Genomic DNA, 14,730 nt, shown 5'->3' on the forward strand with positions numbered 1-14,730 from the left:
GGTGGCGCGGGCGGGGGCGAGGGGGAGCGTGACCGTGAAGGTCGCACCCCCGCCCGGGGTCTCCGTCACATCGACGCCGCCGTGCAGTGCCTTCAGGATCGACGCCACGATCGCGAGCCCGAGACCTGAGCCACCGGTCTCACGTGCGCGTGAGGTGTCGGCACGCCAGAAGCGTTCGAAGATCTGCTCCCGGATCTGCGGGGGGATGCCTTCGCCATGATCGACGATCGCGATGCTCCCGGTGCCGCTGACCCTGTCGGAGTCGACGACGATCTCGATCGGACCGTCTTCGGGAGAGAACCGGCGGGCATTGCCCAGCAGATTCGTGACCACCTGGCGCACCTTGTTCTCTTCGCCGAGCACGATCGGTGGGGTGCGCACGGGAAGATCAGGCACCTCGGTGAAGTCGATGGCCGGCGCCTGTTCCGGCTGTCGGGGGCGTCGGCGGAGCCGTGAGAGCGCGGCACGCGACAGTCCTCGCGGCGCGGGGGGCGTCGGTTGCACTGGAGCCACCTCGTACACGGGGATCGTGGTCTTGCTGTCCGCGGTGCGGTCGATCACGGTCACCGTCCTGCCGGGGGCCGCGGCACGCAGGTCGAGGGCGGCATCCCTCGCGATCGGCCTCAGGTCGAGCGGCACGATCTCGGGCTCGCGTTCCTCATCCAGGCGCGCCAGGGCGAGGAGGTCTTCGACCAGGACGCCCATTCTGATGGCTTCCTTCTCGATGCGCTCCATGGCTCGCGCCGTGTCTTCCTCGCCCTTGATCGCGCCCATCCGGTACAGCTCCGCGTAGCCGCGGACGCTGACCAGGGGAGTTCGCAGTTCGTGGCTGGCATCGCCGATGAATCGCCGCATGTGCTGGACAGTGCGGTCGCGTTGCGCGAGCGAGCGGTCCACGCGGTCGAGCATCGTGTTGATCGCGGCGTTCAGGCGGCCGACTTCCGTGGTCGGTTCGAGGTCGGTGAGCCGCTGTCGGAAATCGCCGGCAGCGATCGACATCGCGGTGGCTTCGACCTGACCGAGTCTTCGGAACGTGAGGGTGACGAGTCCGCGGGTGAGGAGCGCGGCGATCAGGATGGTGATCAGGGCGATCGTGATGTAGATGCCGAAGTACTGGCTGATGATGCGATCGGCCGGAGCGAGCGGCAACGCGACCAGCTGGATGCGCAGGACGCCGCCCTCTCCCGGAACCACCGCGACAGCGGCGTGGAACACCTCGCCGTCAGCTCCCATCATCTCGAGGGGGATCTGATCGGTGTTGGCGGTCGCTTTCGCGAGGGAGTACTGAGCGGGGAACAGGGGTGCCTGGCCCGAGGTTCCCCGCGCGGTCGCACGAAGCTCGCCTGTCGCATCGTAGATGGCGAACGAGAAGTCGCGAGGCTGCTCCTCGCGTGGGGTGTAGGTGGTGACACCGTCGGCCGTCGCGGTGTCGAAGTAGCGCTCCACCAGATCGCTGGAGACCAGCGCGGGCAACTGCGCGTCGATGTTCGCGACGAGGGCGTTGCGAAGAATCGGCACCGTTCCGATACCCGCGACGAGCAGGCCGAGCGCGAGCACCGCGACCGTGACTCCGGTGACCTTCGCCCGAAGGCTGATGCGGCGCCACCAGCTGGTGACCGCATCGGGCTTGTGTGCCATGCGGCCCTCCCAGGTGCGGCGAATCCGCCGCGGGGCGGCGTCGGTGGTGGTGCGGCGGTCGTCAGACCGTCTTGCCGACCTTGAGCATGTAGCCGAAGCCCCGCTTGGTCTGGATCAGCGACTCCTCGGTGTGCGGGTCGATCTTGCGGCGGAGGTAGGAGATGTAGCTCTCGACGATGCCGGCGTCGCCGTTGAAGTCGTACTCCCACACGTGGTCGAGGATCTGGGCCTTCGACAGCACACGGTTCGGGTTGAGCATCAGGTAGCGCAGCAGCTTGAACTCGGTCGGGCTCAGCTCGATCGGCTCCTTGCCGACGTGGACGTCATGCGTGTCCTGGTCCATCGACAGCTCGCCGGCACGGATGACCGACTCTTCGTCGGCCTGCATCGTGCGGCGGAGGATCGCCTGCGCTCTGGCGACGATCTCGTCGAGGCTGAAGGGCTTGGTGACGTAGTCGTCACCGCCGGCGTTGAGGCCTTCGATCTTGTCCTCGGTGCCGTCCTTCGCCGTCAGGAAGAGGATCGGAGCGGTGAATCCTGCGCCGCGAAGGCGCTTGGTCACGCTGAACCCGTTCATGTCGGGGAGCATGACATCCAGGATGATGAGGTCTGGCTCCTCTTCGAGGACAGCCGAGATCGTTGCGGCGCCGTTGGCGACCGTCTTCACCTGGAATCCGGCGAAGCTGAGACCCGTCGAGAGCAGGTCGCGGATGTTGGGTTCGTCGTCGACGACCAGGATGCGCGGAGCAGTCATGTCCCCATTATGGTGACTTCGGCCATGTGGATGCTGACTATTGTGCGGAACGGCGTGGAGTCGACCGCTCGACAGCGGGTCACAGCTGGGTTCGTGCGGCATCCTGACGCAGAGATCCCCCCGCAGTCGGATGCGCTGCATAGCTGTGCACGGAAGGATCGATGCATGAGTTCGAACGAGGACGACACCGCCGCCCCCGCATCTGTCATCGCCCCCGTGGCGCCGCCGCGCGTCGAGCACATCGCCTACCACCGGCTGGCGCGCCTGCGGCCGCGCTATCGCTGGTGGCGGATGCTGCTGACGGGACTCCTCGCAGTAGCGCTCTACATCGGGATCCTGCTGGTCGTGCTCGTGCCGCTGATCATCGTGTCGATGTTCGTTCCGGCGTGGGGTGTCGAGACGCAGGCGCTCCTCACGACGCAGCAGTACTTCGACCTCGACCGTCCCTGGCTCCTGGTCGCCCTCGTGCTGCCACTGATCCTGATGATCCCCGCGCTGCTGCTGGCTTCGCGCATCGTCGAGGGCCGCGGGGTCGGTCTGCTCTCATCCGTCACCGGGAGACTGCGGATGGCATGGCTCGGGCAGAGTCTGCTGCTGGCGCTCGGGGTATTCATCGTCTACTTCGCCGTGGTGCTGGGATGGTCCGCTCTCAGCGGGGAGGCGGTGGCCGCAGACTTCTCCCACCCCCGGCTGTGGGTCATGGTGCTGCTGGTCCTGCTGCTCATCCCGTTCCAGGCAGCGGCCGAGGAGTATGTGTTCCGCGGGTACTTGATGCAGCTGGTCGGCAGCTGGCTTCGTCATCCGGCCTTCGCGATCCTCCTGCCCGTGCCGCTGTTCGTCCTCGGCCACGGGTACGACATCTGGGGCGCGGCGAGCGTGGGGTTGTTCGCGATCGTCGCCGCTTGGCTGACCTGGCGCACGGGCGGTCTGGAAGCTGCGATCTCGCTGCACATCGTCAACAACGTGCTGATCTTCTTGCTCGGCTCAGTAACCCTGGTCGACGCCAACGCGACCTCGGGAACACCCGTCGATCTGATCGGCTCGGCCCTTGCGATGATCGTCTACGCCGTGCTCGCCGACCGTTGGGCCGGAAAGCTCGGGATCGCACGGACAGCGCGCGCTGCGAGCGTCACGGGCGCAGCGAACGGTACCCATGATCTGGGTCGCGTTCTGCACGGCTGAGCGGTACGGCTGCGTCCCGCGTGCTCAGGCGGCGATCGCGTCGGAGTCCATGATCGTGTAGCTGTATCCCTGCTCGGCCAGGAACCGCTGGCGGTTCTGGGCGTAGTCCTGGTCGATCGTGTCACGGGCGACCAGCGTGTAGAAGCTCGCGGTGTGCCCCGACTGCTTCGGTCGCAGCAGACGGCCCAGACGCTGAGCCTCTTCCTGACGTGAACCGAAGGAACCGGACACCTGGATGGCGACGGACGCCTCCGGGAGGTCGATCGAGAAGTTCGCCACCTTCGAGACCACGAGCAGCGAGATGTCGCCCTCACGGAACGCACGGTACAGCTCTTCGCGCTCGTCGATCGGGGTGGCCCCCGTGATCTGGGGAGCGTTCAGGGCTGTCGACAGCGACTCCAGCTGATCGAGGTACTGTCCGATCACGAGGATGCGCTCGCCTTCGTGCTTCGCGATGAGCTCCCGCACGGCCTGGACCTTGGCGGGCGCGGAAGCCGCGAGCCGATAGCGTTCGTCGTCGGTCGCTGCGGCGTACTCGAGCCGGTCGCTCGGCGGAAGGTCGATGCGCACCTCGTAGCAGGCGGCGGGGGAGATGAAGCCCTGTGCCTCGATCTGCTTCCAGGGGGCGTCGAACCGCTTGGGTCCGATCAGGCTGAAGACGTCGCCTTCGCGCCCGTCCTCGCGCACCAGCGTCGCGGTGAGGCCGATGCGGCGTCGAGCCTGCAGATCGGCGGTGAGCTTGAACACCGGTGCCGGAAGCAGGTGCACCTCGTCGTAGACGATGAGGCCCCAGTCGAGAGCATCCAGCAGCGCCAGATGCGCGTACTCGCCCTTCCGCTTGGCCGTGAGGATCTGGTAGGTCGCGATCGTGACCGGCTTGACCTCTTTGGCCTGTCCCGAATACTCGCCGATCTCCTCGGGGGTGAGGCTGGTGCGCTTGAGCAGCTCGTCGCGCCACTGCCTCGCCGACACGGTGTTCGTGACGAGGATCAGCGTCGTCGTCTTGGTCGCGGCCATCGCGCCGGCGCCGACGATCGTCTTGCCTGCGCCACAGGGGAGCACAACGACGCCGGAGCCGTCTTTCGAGAAGGCGTCGACGGCATCCTGCTGGTAGGGGCGGATGTGCCAGCCGTCTTCGGCGAGGGCGATCTCGTGCGGGGTTCCCGGGGTGTACCCGGCGAGGTCTTCGGCAGGCCAGCCGATCTTCAGCAGTTCCTGCTTGATCTGCCCGCGCGCCCACGCGTCGACGACGAACGTCTCAGGCGAAGGGTGCCCGATGAGCAGCGGTTGGATGCGCTTGTTGTTCGCGACCTGCGCCAGGACAGCGGGGTCGGAAGACCGCAGGATCAGCGTTCCCTCGTCGTCGCGTTCGATCACCAGCCGCCCGTAGCGGTTCACGGTCTCACGCAGATCGACCGAGACTGACGGCGGAACGGGGAAGCGCGACCAGCGGTCGAGTGTCTCGAGCATGTCTTCGGCGGTGTGCCCCGCAGCCCGGGCGTTCCACAGCCCGAGGCGAGTGATCCGATACGTGTGGATGTGCTCGGGAGCGCGTTCCAGTTCGGCGAAGATCGCCAGCTCGTGACGGGCGCTCTCGGCGTCGGCGTGGGCGACTTCGAGCAGCACGGTGCGATCGCTCTGGACGATCAGTGGGCCATCAGACATAGCTCACCAGTTTAGCGGTCGGATGAGGGGCTCGGCCTACGGCGCGAGGATCGTCGCGTTCAGAATGCTCGACACCGGGAGCGTGCGCTCCACATCGGCAGCGCGGTCTCGTCCTCGAAGCCTGCCTCCGCCGATCCCGGTCGCTTCGAGCAGGAGCTCTCTGGTGGACCCGTCCGGCATCCCGACGGTGACCTGGAGAACGGACTTCGCCCGCACGGCGGCTTCGAGCTCTCGGTCGAGCCACGCGGCGTCGGCATCCGGCCCCTGGTGCGAGCGGAGCCGTGAGATCAGTGGCATGAGGTCGGTGGAATCCGCGCTCGGCATCGGGGCGGGGGGTGCCGGGTGCCTCTCGCGCACGGGGAGGGCGCCGTCGGCCCCCACGAGGGTCGCCGGATACCGTGCGTCGGTGAGTGCCCAGTAGACCGTCTCTCGGCTGACCCGGGTCGTGAGCGACTCGACGTGCGCGGTGAGTGCGAGCGGACGCAGCGACTGGTCCACCGCCATCGCTTGGATGAGGTGCGTGTCGGTGCTCTCGATCCGCGTACGACCGGTCTCCTCATCGGTGGAGACCCGGACCAGTCCGTGTCGCTGGGACGTCTGCGCGATCAGGTAGCTGAGGGGCTGGGGGATACCGGTGAGCGAGACGGAGGTCAGGAAGTCGAGGATCGATTGCTCGGTCTCACCTGCGACGAATGCATGCGCGACGGATTCCGAGGTGAAGCGATAGGAGGAGGCCTGGGCAGCGGACTCTCGGGCGGCGATCGTGCGCAGCCGCACATCCAGCGCGGGCTCCAGGGGGCCCGGTGCGATCGCCGTCAGGTCGTTCTGCAGGAAGATCCGGTCGACTTCGGTCGGCAGCAGCCGAACCAGGCTCGTGGCGTCGGCCTGTTCCCCTCGGCGCAGGCCAACAGCCCATTCGGGCTCGGTCCAGTCTTCAGCGATCAGGCCGAGGAGTCGGGCAGCCTCGTACAAGGTGCGCGAGCGGTCCGGCCACGCCGGGTCCCACGGGTGCGCGAGAGCCCACGCTTGCGGGGGGATCCATCCGCCGGAAGCCGAGCGGATGCCGCGCGGGAGCGCGTCGCGGAACGAGGTCGCCAGCAGCGACCATCGATCCCCGGCGGAGGAGCGCAGCCAGTCCTCCGCCGACTGACTCGAGCGCAGCCGGCGGTCTGCGGCGACGGCGAGTCCGGCTTGGAGCGCGACCGCGGCGAGGGTGTCGACGATCTCCGCGGCTACTCCCGCATCCGCGAGCTGACGCTTCTCACCTGCGCTGACGCCGCCGCCTGTGAGCAGTGCGAACGGACTCTCCCTGGCTATCAGGAGTAGATCCGCGAGGACGGCGACGGTGGTGAAAGCGCGCTCTGCGGCATGCGCCGACGCGGTCTCCGATGACGGGGACGCAGGGGTCTCCACGGGCGTAACGGGTGCTGCGCGTCCGGCGATCGCCGCCACCACTGGCGGGTAGGGCGTGCCGTCAGGCCGCAGCAGAGCGAGTGCCGTCAGCTGCTGCAGTTCGCGCCCGGTCGCTTCGCCCGACACCGCAGCTAGCAGCGCTGTGGCCTCGGACGCCGTCAGCGACGGGAGGACGCGACCCAGCGACACCGGATCCAGCAGTGCCTCAGCGGCATCGAAGAAGTCCTGCCACGCGGCATCCGGTCGCACGCTTCGTGCGCCGAGGAGGTGGCGGAGGTCATCGTCGCTCGCCGCGGCCAGCCAATCCGCCAGCGGTCGCGCGTGAGTGCTCATGGCAGAGGCCTCAGGAACGCGAAGACGCGCGGCCCTTTCGAATGAAGCTCATCGTCAGGAGCGCGATGATCATGAGGAAGGCGACCGGTAGGCCCCAGTACGGGATCGCTGCGATGACGGGCCACACACCCTCACCGAAGGAGGCCTGCCCCATCCCGAGCCAGGTTCCGATGATGATGGCGAAGAAGCACACCACGGATGCCGCGGCGATTCCGAGCGCGCCGAACGCCAGGATACGATCCAGCCGGCGGACGGGAACCTCCGGGTCAGAATTCTTCGTGCTCATCCGTCTCACCCTACTCGCACCGCGGCCTTCGGTTCCGCGCACCCCGCGACCGGTAGGCTGGAGGAACGCGCATGAGCGCGTCCACTGTTCTGCACATCGATATCAGCGAGGTTCTCCCATGCCCACCGGCAAGGTCAGGTTCTACGACGAAGACAAGGGTTTCGGCTTCATCGCCAGCGATGACGGCCAGGACGTCTTCCTGCACGCCTCCGCGATGCCAGCAGGCGCTGCGGTGAAGGCCGGTGCGCGCGTGGAGTTCGGCGTGGCCGATGGGAAGCGCGGCCTGCAGGCATTGTCGGTGCGTGTGCTCGAGGCGCCGCCGAGCCTGTCGAAGGCGAAGCGCAAGTCGGCAGACGACATGGCGATCATCGTCGAAGACCTGGTGAAGCTCCTCGACGGCATCGGCGGGGACCTGCGCCGTGGGCGCTACCCCTCCTCCGCACACGGCCGAAAGATCGCGGCCGTCCTACGCAAGGTCGCTGATGACCTCGAAGCCTGACGCCGACGCCCGTCTCGTCGACGCACACGACCTCGCGCTGGCTGCTCTGCGTGAGATCACGCCCGCGTCGACCGTCGGCCCTGCCGCCGGGTACCTCGCCGAAGAAGACGGCTCGGTCTCGCTGCGATTCGCGAACCGACTCCCCGGCTACCCCGGGTGGTACTGGACCGTGACGGTCGCCCGGGTGGACGACGAAGAGCCGACTGTGCTCGAAGTCGAGCTCCTTCCCGGAGACGGTGCACTCCTCGCCCCGGATTGGGTGCCGTGGGCCGAGCGTCTGGCGGACTATCGGGCGCACCAGGTCGAACTCGCCGAGGCAGCGGCTGCGGCCGATGACGGTGCGGCTGCTGGCGATGACGTCCTCGACGACGATGTTCTCGATGACGACGACGACGACGATGATGATGACGACTTGGACGACGGCGAGGCCGACATCCTGCACGCCGGCGATCTCGACGGTGTCGACATCGATGAACTCGACGACTCCGAAGACGACGAGTCCGAAGACGACGACGAAGACGCCGAAGACGACGACGCCGACGTCCTGGATGCGGACGCCGGCGAGGTCGACGAAGAGGAGTGACCTCCGGCGGTCAGCCGCCCAGGTTCTCCAGCACGTAGTCGATCGATCGGGTCAGCTGGCGCACATCGTCCGGCTCGATCGAGACGAACGTCGCCACGCGCAGCTGGTTGCGGCCGAGCTTGCGGTAGGGCTCCGTGTCGACGATGCCGTTGGCGCGGAGCGTCTTCGCGATCGCGGCGGCGTCGATGCTGTCGTCGAAGTCGATCGTCGCGACCACGGGAGAGCGGTGCGCCGCGTCGACGACGAACGGCGTCGCGACCGAGGAGGCCTCGGCCCAGTCGTACAGCACCGAGGACGACTCGGACGTGCGGGCCGCGGCCCAGGAGAGACCGCCGTTGTCGAGGATCCAGCTGAGCTGGCTGTCGAGCAGGTGCAGGGTCGTGAGGGCCGGAGTGTTGAGCGTCTGGTTGAGCCGCGAGTTGTCGACCGCGTTCTTCAGGCTCAGGAACTCCGGGATGTAGCGACCCGATGCCGCGATGCGCTCGATGCGCTCGATCGCGGCGGGGGAGACCGCGGCGAACCACAGGCCGCCGTCCGAGCCGAGGTTCTTCTGCGGTGCGAAGTAGTAGACGTCTGTCTGGGCCGCATCGAAGTCGATGCCGCCCGCAGCGCTGGTCGCATCGATGACGGTCAGAGCACCATCGGCATCGACGCGCTGGATCGGTGCCGCGACGCCGGTCGAGGTCTCGTTGTGAGGCCAGGCGTACACGTCGATGCCAGGAACGACCTCCGTGACGGTCAGGGAGCCCGGCTCGGCCTTGCGCACATCGGGCGCCTCGAGCCAGGGTGCTGCGGACGAGGCCGCGAACTTCCCGCCGAACTCGCCGAACACGAGGTTCTGGCTCCGCCGTTCGATGAGCCCGAAGGCTGCTGCGTCCCAGAATGCCGTGGAGCCGCCGTTGCCCACGAGGATCTCATACCCCTCGGGCACTCGGAACAGCGCGGCGAGCTGCTCTCGGATGCTGCCGACGAGGTTCTTCACCGGGGCCTGGCGGTGCGATGTGCCCAGGATCGTCGCTCCCGAGGAGATCAGCGCCTCGAGCTGCGCGGGGCGCACCTTCGAGGGACCGCAGCCGAAGCGGCCGTCAGCGGGCAGGAGGTCACGGGGAATCTCGATCGCCATGCGTCGATTCTAGGGGGCGCTCGGCATGTCGCCGGACCGGGAGCGGGTCCGATGTCGCCGCGGGAATGTAGGCTTGCCTAAGAACCTCGGAGGGCCTTCACATGACCGATCTGATCGACACCACGGAGATGTATCTCCGCACCATCCTCGAGCTCGAGGAAGAGAACATCGTGCCGCTGCGTGCGCGTATCTCCGAGCGTCTCGGTCATTCCGGGCCGACCGTCTCGCAGACCGTCGGCCGCATGGAGCGTGACGGTCTCGTCATCGTCTCGGAGGATCGCACGCTCGAGCTCACCGAGGCCGGGCGTCGCAAGGCTGTCGACGTGATGCGCAAGCACCGTCTCGCCGAGCGTCTGCTCTCCGACGTGATCGGGCTCGACTGGGCGTTCGTGCACGAAGAGGCATGCCGCTGGGAGCACGTGATGAGCGAGCAGGTGGAGCGCCGCCTGGTCGAACTGCTCGGGCACCCGACGGAGTCGCCCTATGGCAACCCCATTCCCGGGCTCGACCAGCTCGGCGACGTGCCCGCTCGTACGTTCGATGAAGGCGTCATCGGTCTCGTCCAGCGACTGAACGCGGCGGGCGAACCCGTCGAGGGGACCGTGCGTCGTCTCGCCGAGCCGGCGCAGGTCGACCCCGAGCTGCTCGAGCAGCTCCGCGACGCCGGAGTGGTTCCGGGTGCGCATGGCGACTTCCGCTTCAGCGAGGGCTACGTCCTCATCCAGATGGACGGCAAAGAGGATGGGCTTGAGCTCCCCGTAGAGCTGGCGTCGCATATCTTCCTGGTTGGTGAACCGGCCTGATCCGGCCTGAAATCCGGGTCTGACACCGGTGCGGAGGTGCGCGGTCGCGAGCTTCTGCGGCGATTGTCAGTTTCCTGGGGTGACATGATCGTTATCTTCCGGTAACCTCGGTCAGGTCGCCAGCGAAGAAGCCCGCTGGAGATGAACCCGCGAAGATTTGCCTTCCAGGCTCGTCGTCTTCACGGCAGGAACGCACAAAGTACCCGAGCTACATTCGTGCCACGAGAGCAGAGTGCCGACGAGCCAGCGCTACCCGAACAGCGCGAGGGCCCAGGAGGACCAAGTTTTGGCCGCAGACATCGAACAGCCCGCGAAGAAGACATCTGAAGACCGAGTACCCGCCCGCCGAGTAGGCGCGCGTATGAGTGCTCGAAAGGCTGTCAAGCCACTCCGATCCATTGCCATCTTCGGGGCCGTCGGTGCATTGGTCGCCGGAATCGCTCTGCCTGCTTTTGCCTCGTCGAAGCCGAGCGAAGCAGCCCCCACGACGGTGCAGCAGCTCGCAGCGGTCGACGCGCAGTCGCTCGTCGTCGCCTCGCAGGCCACCGCAGCACCGCTCGCTCGCGGCACGTTCAGCGCGACGACTCCCGAGGAGATCGCGAAGAAGAAGGCAGAAGAGGCGGCCGCCGCTGCTGCCAGCACCGCGACAGCTTCCACCTCCTCCCGGTTCAACACTGCCGGATACGCGCTGACATCTCCGGGCTCCGGCGAGGTGCGCTACCCGTTGCCGATGGGCTCGTGGAACGTCAGCCGCACGGTGGGCGGTGGGCACAACGGTGCCGACATGCTCGCCCCGGCCGGTACGCCGATCTACGCGGCCGCCGGCGGAGTCGTCCGCGCCTCTGCAGAGAGCATCGGCGGCTACGGTGTTGCCGTGATGCTCGACAGCGTCGTCGGTGGTCAGCGAGTGCAGACCACCTATGGTCACATGCTCTACAACTCGCGACAGGTGCAGACCGGTCAGACCGTCTCGGCGGGACAGTTGATCGGCTACGTCGGCAGCACCGGCCGCTCGACCGCCAACCACCTGCACTTCGAGGTCTGGATCAACGGCGGGCTCGTCGAGCCCATGTCGTGGCTCTCGGTCAACGCCGGCTGATCTTCGGACACGCCTCTTTCCATTCATCTGCTGTTTCGCCTTGCACACAGCGTGATGGGTTAGCCTGAACCCGTTGTCGTACAGGTGGGAGAGGCTGATGGAGCGAATACCGAGCATCCGAACCATGGATGCCCTCGGTCGTCACGTCCTTCTGCATAGCCCGCAGGGATGCCACGGCGTTGCCGTGCGCGAAAGGCGCTGTCTTTAGACGGCGCCTTTTTTCGTCCCCGCGATCGCTCTGCCTCCTGCACGACCTCGTGTGAGTCGAGAGTGCCGGGAAGCCGTCCCGGCGGATCGAGAGGATGACGAATGCGCACACTGGTCCTGAATGCCGGATACGAGCCGCTCGCGATCGTGTCGTTCAAGCGAGCCTTGGTGCTCGTGATGAATGACAAGGCGACCGTGATCGAACGCATGGAAGAAGACCCCGTCTGGGGCACCCATGGCGTCTACGATCGCCCGGCGGTGATAATCCTGGCCCGGTACGTCCGGGTGCCGACGAGCAGGCGTGCGCCGGTCACGCGTCGCGGTGTCCTCCGCCGAGACAATCACCGTTGCGGCTACTGCGGGAAGGCGGCATCCACGATCGATCATGTGCTGCCACGCTCGCGTGGGGGAGCGGACTCCTGGGAAAATCTCGTCGCCTGCTGCCTGCGCTGCAACAACGTCAAGAGCAACCGCACTCCGCAGGAGATGCGCTGGCAGCTTCGGTTCACCCCGCGCCCTCCGCACGGGACTGCCTGGACCGTGCGCGGAACCGAACGCAGCGATCCGCGATGGGAGCCGTACCTCGCACTGGCAGCCTGAGACGTGCAGAAGGGGAGCCACCCTCCGGGCGGCTCCCCTTCTGCACGTCGTGCCCGCGCTTCCGCCACCGGCCACTCCACGCGCCGCGACATCACGAGGCGAGGAACAGCCACCACGCAGGGCGGCCCGCGGAGCCTCGGACCGGCGGGGCCCGCTGACGGGGGCCTGAGACGTGCAGAAGGGGAGCCACCCTCCGGGCGGCTCCCCTTCTGCACGTCGTGCCCGCGACAGGATTCGAACCTGCGACCTGCCCTTTAGGAGAGGGCTGCTCTATCCCCTGAGCTACGAGGGCGCGCATCCAGTCTAAGCGACCGGGCGCGCGCCGCCCGTCTCAGTCCTCTCCGCGCCGCCACAGCTTGGATGGCCACCAGATGGCCTTTCCGATGTCATACGTCAGGGCGGGAACCAGCAGCGAACGGACGACGAACGTGTCCAGCAGCACCCCGAAGGCGACGATGAACGCCAGCTGCACGAGGAACAGGATCGGGATCACCGACAATGCGGCGAAGGTCGCGGCAAGGACGAGGCCTGCCGATGTGATGACCCCACCCGTGATCGACAGCCCCCGCAGTATCCCCTCTCTCGTGCCGTGAGCCTTCGACTCCTCGCGCACTCGCGTCATCAGGAAGATGTTGTAGTCGATGCCGAGTGCGACCAGGAACACGAACCCGAAGAGCGGAACGGCCGGGTCGGCACCCGGGAACGCGAAGATCCCGTTGAAGACGAGCGCCGACACTCCCATCGCCGTGCCGAAGGACAGCACCGTCGTCAGGATCAGCAGCACCGGCGCGAGGACGGAGCGCAGGAGCAGCATCAGGATGAACATGATCACGACGAGGATGACCGGGATGATGAGGTTCCGGTCGTGGATCGAGGCGTCGTTGGTGTCGATCGAGGTCGCGGTGACCCCGCCCACGAGTGCATCCAGTCCGTCGAGTTCGCTGCGGAGGTCGCGCACGGTGGATGCCGCGGCATCCGAGTCTGCGGCATCGGTGAGCGTGCCCTGAAGGAGCACGTCGCCATCGACCGTCGTCGGGTCGGGCACGGGCGTGCCGGGCGCGCCGACGGCGGTGATGCCGTCTGCGGTCACGGGAGCCGTGCCGCTGGGCGAGTCGGCGGCGGTGACCGAGACCGCATCGATGCCGTCGTTCGCGAGCAGGACGTCGGCGGCGTCCTGCAGCTCATCCTCGGCCACGACCACGTACACCGGGCTGCCGGATCCGCCGGGGAAGTGCTCGCCCAGCGCCACCTGACCGTCCCGCGCCTCGGAGGCGCCGAGCACCAGATCGGACTGCGGAATCCCGTCCGCATCGAGCTGGGTGATCCCCGCCGCTCCGACCAGGAGCACGAGGGTCGTGACGATCCAGATGGTCCGTGGGCGGCGCTTGATGAGGCCGGCGAGGCGCGCCCACAGCCCTGTCGTGCGCATACCGTGCTCGGAGGCGACGAGCTCCGGTTCGAAACGCGGACGTCGAGGCCAGAACACCGCGCGGCCGAAGAGCAGCAGCAGTGACGGGAGCAGGGTCAAAGCCGAGAGCATGGCGAACACGATGCCGATCGCCGCGACCGGGCCCAGGGTGCTGTTCGATTTCAGGTCGCTGAGCAGAAGGCACAGGAGCCCCGCGATCACCGTGCCGCCCGAGGCGACGATCGGCTCGACCGAGCCCTTCCAGGCCGAGAGGACCGCCGTGCCCTTGTCTTGCGAGACCCGCAGCTCCTCACGGAACCGAGCGACGAACAGCAGGGCGTAGTCGGTGGCGGCACCGATCACGAGGATGAAGAGGATGCCCTGCGTCTGGCCGCTGAGCAGCAGCACCTCGAACTTCGCGAGCCACCACACCACGAGGAGAGCTACGCAGAGTGCGAAGAGGCTCGTCGAGAGCACGACGAGCGGCAGCAGGAACGAGCGGTAGACGAGCACCAGGATGACCAGCACCGCGAGAAGCGCAACGCCGAGCAGCAGGCCGTCGATCCCAGCGAATCCGGCGACCAGGTCGGCGCTGAATCCGGCAGGTCCCGTGATGTAGACCGTGATCCCCTCAGGAACACCGGTGCGGAGCTCGTCTCCGAGTGCAGCGGTCGTGTCGGCGAGTTCGGCGTCGCTGTCGATCGGGATGAAGGCCTGGACCGCTCGCCCGTCGTCGGAGGGGAGCGCGGGCGAGACGTCGTCACCGACACCTTCCACATCCGGGGCGGCGGCGACCGCATCCGAGATCGCATCGAGCTGAGTCTGGGTGAGCTTCTCATCGGAGGTGAACACGGCGATGGCCGGGATCGAGTCGCTGTCGTTGAACTCGCCGAGCAGCTTCTGCACCTGGGTCGCGTCGGCGGATTCCGGCAGGTAGGTCGTCTGCTCGTTGGAGGAGACCTCGTCGACCTTGCCGAACAGCGGCCCGCCCAGCGACGCGCCCACCAGCCACACGAGGATCAGCGCCACAGGAAGAAGGACGCGGACCCAGGAGTGGCGCCGCGAACGTTCCCTGATGGGCGGAGTCGGCGTGGGGAGGGGGCGGGACATCGGGTTCCTCTCGGGAAGAAGCGGTTC

General features: G+C 67.3%; 13 protein-coding genes and 1 tRNA gene. 6 read left to right on the plus strand and 8 right to left on the minus strand.

Going from position 1 to position 14,730, the window contains the following annotated elements:
* Together CQ040_RS04210 and CQ040_RS04215 are read right to left on the minus strand one after the other, a co-directional pair.
* On the minus strand, positions 1 to 1,638 hold a 1,638-nt coding region (locus CQ040_RS04210), incomplete at its 3' end, for a cell wall metabolism sensor histidine kinase WalK (protein WP_105720486.1).
* Between the two features lie 61 nt (positions 1,639 to 1,699).
* Positions 1,700 to 2,392: a response regulator transcription factor gene (locus tag CQ040_RS04215; RefSeq protein WP_105527045.1), complete on the minus strand. Its 693-nt coding sequence runs from the start codon at positions 2,390 to 2,392 to the stop codon at positions 1,700 to 1,702.
* Between the two features lie 165 nt (positions 2,393 to 2,557).
* Here CQ040_RS04215 and CQ040_RS04220 point away from each other — a divergent pair, with 165 nt between their 5' ends.
* Positions 2,558 to 3,574, plus strand: a complete 1,017-nt coding sequence (locus CQ040_RS04220; RefSeq protein WP_181156758.1) for a CPBP family intramembrane glutamic endopeptidase — start codon at positions 2,558 to 2,560, stop codon at positions 3,572 to 3,574.
* A 24-nt stretch (positions 3,575 to 3,598) separates the two neighbouring features.
* Here the strand turns inward: CQ040_RS04220 and CQ040_RS04225 are convergent, their stop codons facing one another.
* Genes CQ040_RS04225 through CQ040_RS04235 form a run of 3 tightly spaced genes read right to left on the minus strand, consistent with a single transcriptional unit; the run spans position 3,599 to position 7,271 of the window.
* The gene (locus CQ040_RS04225; protein ID WP_028503315.1) at positions 3,599 to 5,239 is read right to left on the minus strand and encodes a DNA repair helicase XPB; all 1,641 of its coding nucleotides are present in this window, start codon (positions 5,237 to 5,239) and stop codon (positions 3,599 to 3,601) included.
* Between the two features lie 36 nt (positions 5,240 to 5,275).
* On the minus strand, positions 5,276 to 6,985 hold the full coding sequence (locus CQ040_RS04230; RefSeq protein WP_105527043.1) for a helicase-associated domain-containing protein: 1,710 nt from the start codon (positions 6,983 to 6,985) through the stop codon (positions 5,276 to 5,278).
* A 10-nt stretch (positions 6,986 to 6,995) separates the two neighbouring features.
* Positions 6,996 to 7,271 carry a multidrug ABC transporter ATPase gene (locus CQ040_RS04235; protein WP_105527042.1) on the minus strand — a complete coding sequence of 92 codons (276 nt, stop codon included), beginning with the start codon at positions 7,269 to 7,271 and terminating at the stop codon, positions 6,996 to 6,998.
* A gap of 118 nt (positions 7,272 to 7,389) precedes the next feature.
* On the opposite strand from CQ040_RS04235, the gene CQ040_RS04240 reads away from it, so the two are divergent.
* Positions 7,390 to 7,770, plus strand: a complete 381-nt coding sequence (locus CQ040_RS04240; protein ID WP_028503312.1) for a cold-shock protein — start codon at positions 7,390 to 7,392, stop codon at positions 7,768 to 7,770.
* Positions 7,754 to 8,353, plus strand: coding sequence for a DUF3027 domain-containing protein (locus tag CQ040_RS04245; RefSeq protein ID WP_105527041.1), 600 nt, complete (start codon positions 7,754 to 7,756; stop codon positions 8,351 to 8,353). The genes CQ040_RS04240 and CQ040_RS04245 overlap by 17 nt, the downstream gene beginning before the upstream one ends.
* A gap of 10 nt (positions 8,354 to 8,363) precedes the next feature.
* On the opposite strand, the gene serC is transcribed toward CQ040_RS04245, so the two are convergent.
* The gene (gene serC, locus CQ040_RS04250; protein ID WP_105527040.1) at positions 8,364 to 9,476 is read right to left on the minus strand and encodes a phosphoserine transaminase; all 1,113 of its coding nucleotides are present in this window, start codon (positions 9,474 to 9,476) and stop codon (positions 8,364 to 8,366) included.
* Positions 9,477 to 9,577: 101 nt separating this feature from the next.
* On the opposite strand from serC, the gene CQ040_RS04255 reads away from it, so the two are divergent.
* From CQ040_RS04255 to CQ040_RS04265, 3 genes are all read left to right on the plus strand, one after another.
* Complete coding sequence (locus CQ040_RS04255; RefSeq protein WP_028503309.1) at positions 9,578 to 10,279, plus strand: metal-dependent transcriptional regulator; 702 nt, start codon at positions 9,578 to 9,580, stop codon at positions 10,277 to 10,279.
* A 361-nt stretch (positions 10,280 to 10,640) separates the two neighbouring features.
* Positions 10,641 to 11,378 carry a M23 family metallopeptidase gene (locus tag CQ040_RS04260; RefSeq protein WP_105527039.1) on the plus strand — a complete coding sequence of 246 codons (738 nt, stop codon included), beginning with the start codon at positions 10,641 to 10,643 and terminating at the stop codon, positions 11,376 to 11,378.
* Between the two features lie 309 nt (positions 11,379 to 11,687).
* Positions 11,688 to 12,185, plus strand: coding sequence for an HNH endonuclease (locus CQ040_RS04265; protein ID WP_028503307.1), 498 nt, complete (start codon positions 11,688 to 11,690; stop codon positions 12,183 to 12,185).
* Positions 12,186 to 12,404: 219 nt separating this feature from the next.
* On the opposite strand, the gene CQ040_RS04270 is transcribed toward CQ040_RS04265, so the two are convergent.
* Positions 12,405 to 12,477, minus strand: a tRNA-Arg gene (locus CQ040_RS04270).
* 39 nt (positions 12,478 to 12,516) lie between these two features.
* The gene (locus CQ040_RS04275) at positions 12,517 to 14,703 is read right to left on the minus strand and encodes an MMPL family transporter (RefSeq protein WP_105527059.1); all 2,187 of its coding nucleotides are present in this window, start codon (positions 14,701 to 14,703) and stop codon (positions 12,517 to 12,519) included.
* Positions 14,704 to 14,730: the final 27 nt, after the last annotated feature.

The organism is Microbacterium sp. MYb54, from assembly GCF_002979515.1.
Classification (GTDB): domain Bacteria; phylum Actinomycetota; class Actinomycetes; order Actinomycetales; family Microbacteriaceae; genus Microbacterium.

Excerpts from the sequence above, each read along its gene's own strand:
- CQ040_RS04240 (WP_028503312.1), top strand. The coding sequence starts at position 7,390 with ATGCCCACCGGCAAGGTCAGGTTCTACGACGAAGACAAGGGTTTCGGC.
- CQ040_RS04225 (WP_028503315.1), bottom strand. The coding sequence starts at position 5,239 with ATGTCTGATGGCCCACTGATCGTCCAGAGCGATCGCACCGTGCTGCTC.
- CQ040_RS04220 (WP_181156758.1), top strand. The coding sequence starts at position 2,558 with ATGAGTTCGAACGAGGACGACACCGCCGCCCCCGCATCTGTCATCGCC.
- CQ040_RS04230 (WP_105527043.1), bottom strand. The coding sequence starts at position 6,985 with ATGAGCACTCACGCGCGACCGCTGGCGGATTGGCTGGCCGCGGCGAGC.
- CQ040_RS04255 (WP_028503309.1), top strand. The coding sequence starts at position 9,578 with ATGACCGATCTGATCGACACCACGGAGATGTATCTCCGCACCATCCTC.
- CQ040_RS04275 (WP_105527059.1), bottom strand. The coding sequence starts at position 14,703 with ATGTCCCGCCCCCTCCCCACGCCGACTCCGCCCATCAGGGAACGTTCG.
- CQ040_RS04265 (WP_028503307.1), top strand. The coding sequence starts at position 11,688 with ATGCGCACACTGGTCCTGAATGCCGGATACGAGCCGCTCGCGATCGTG.
- CQ040_RS04215 (WP_105527045.1), bottom strand. The coding sequence starts at position 2,392 with ATGACTGCTCCGCGCATCCTGGTCGTCGACGACGAACCCAACATCCGC.
- CQ040_RS04235 (WP_105527042.1), bottom strand. The coding sequence starts at position 7,271 with ATGAGCACGAAGAATTCTGACCCGGAGGTTCCCGTCCGCCGGCTGGAT.
- serC (WP_105527040.1), bottom strand. The coding sequence starts at position 9,476 with ATGGCGATCGAGATTCCCCGTGACCTCCTGCCCGCTGACGGCCGCTTC.
- CQ040_RS04260 (WP_105527039.1), top strand. The coding sequence starts at position 10,641 with ATGAGTGCTCGAAAGGCTGTCAAGCCACTCCGATCCATTGCCATCTTC.
- CQ040_RS04245 (WP_105527041.1), top strand. The coding sequence starts at position 7,754 with ATGACCTCGAAGCCTGACGCCGACGCCCGTCTCGTCGACGCACACGAC.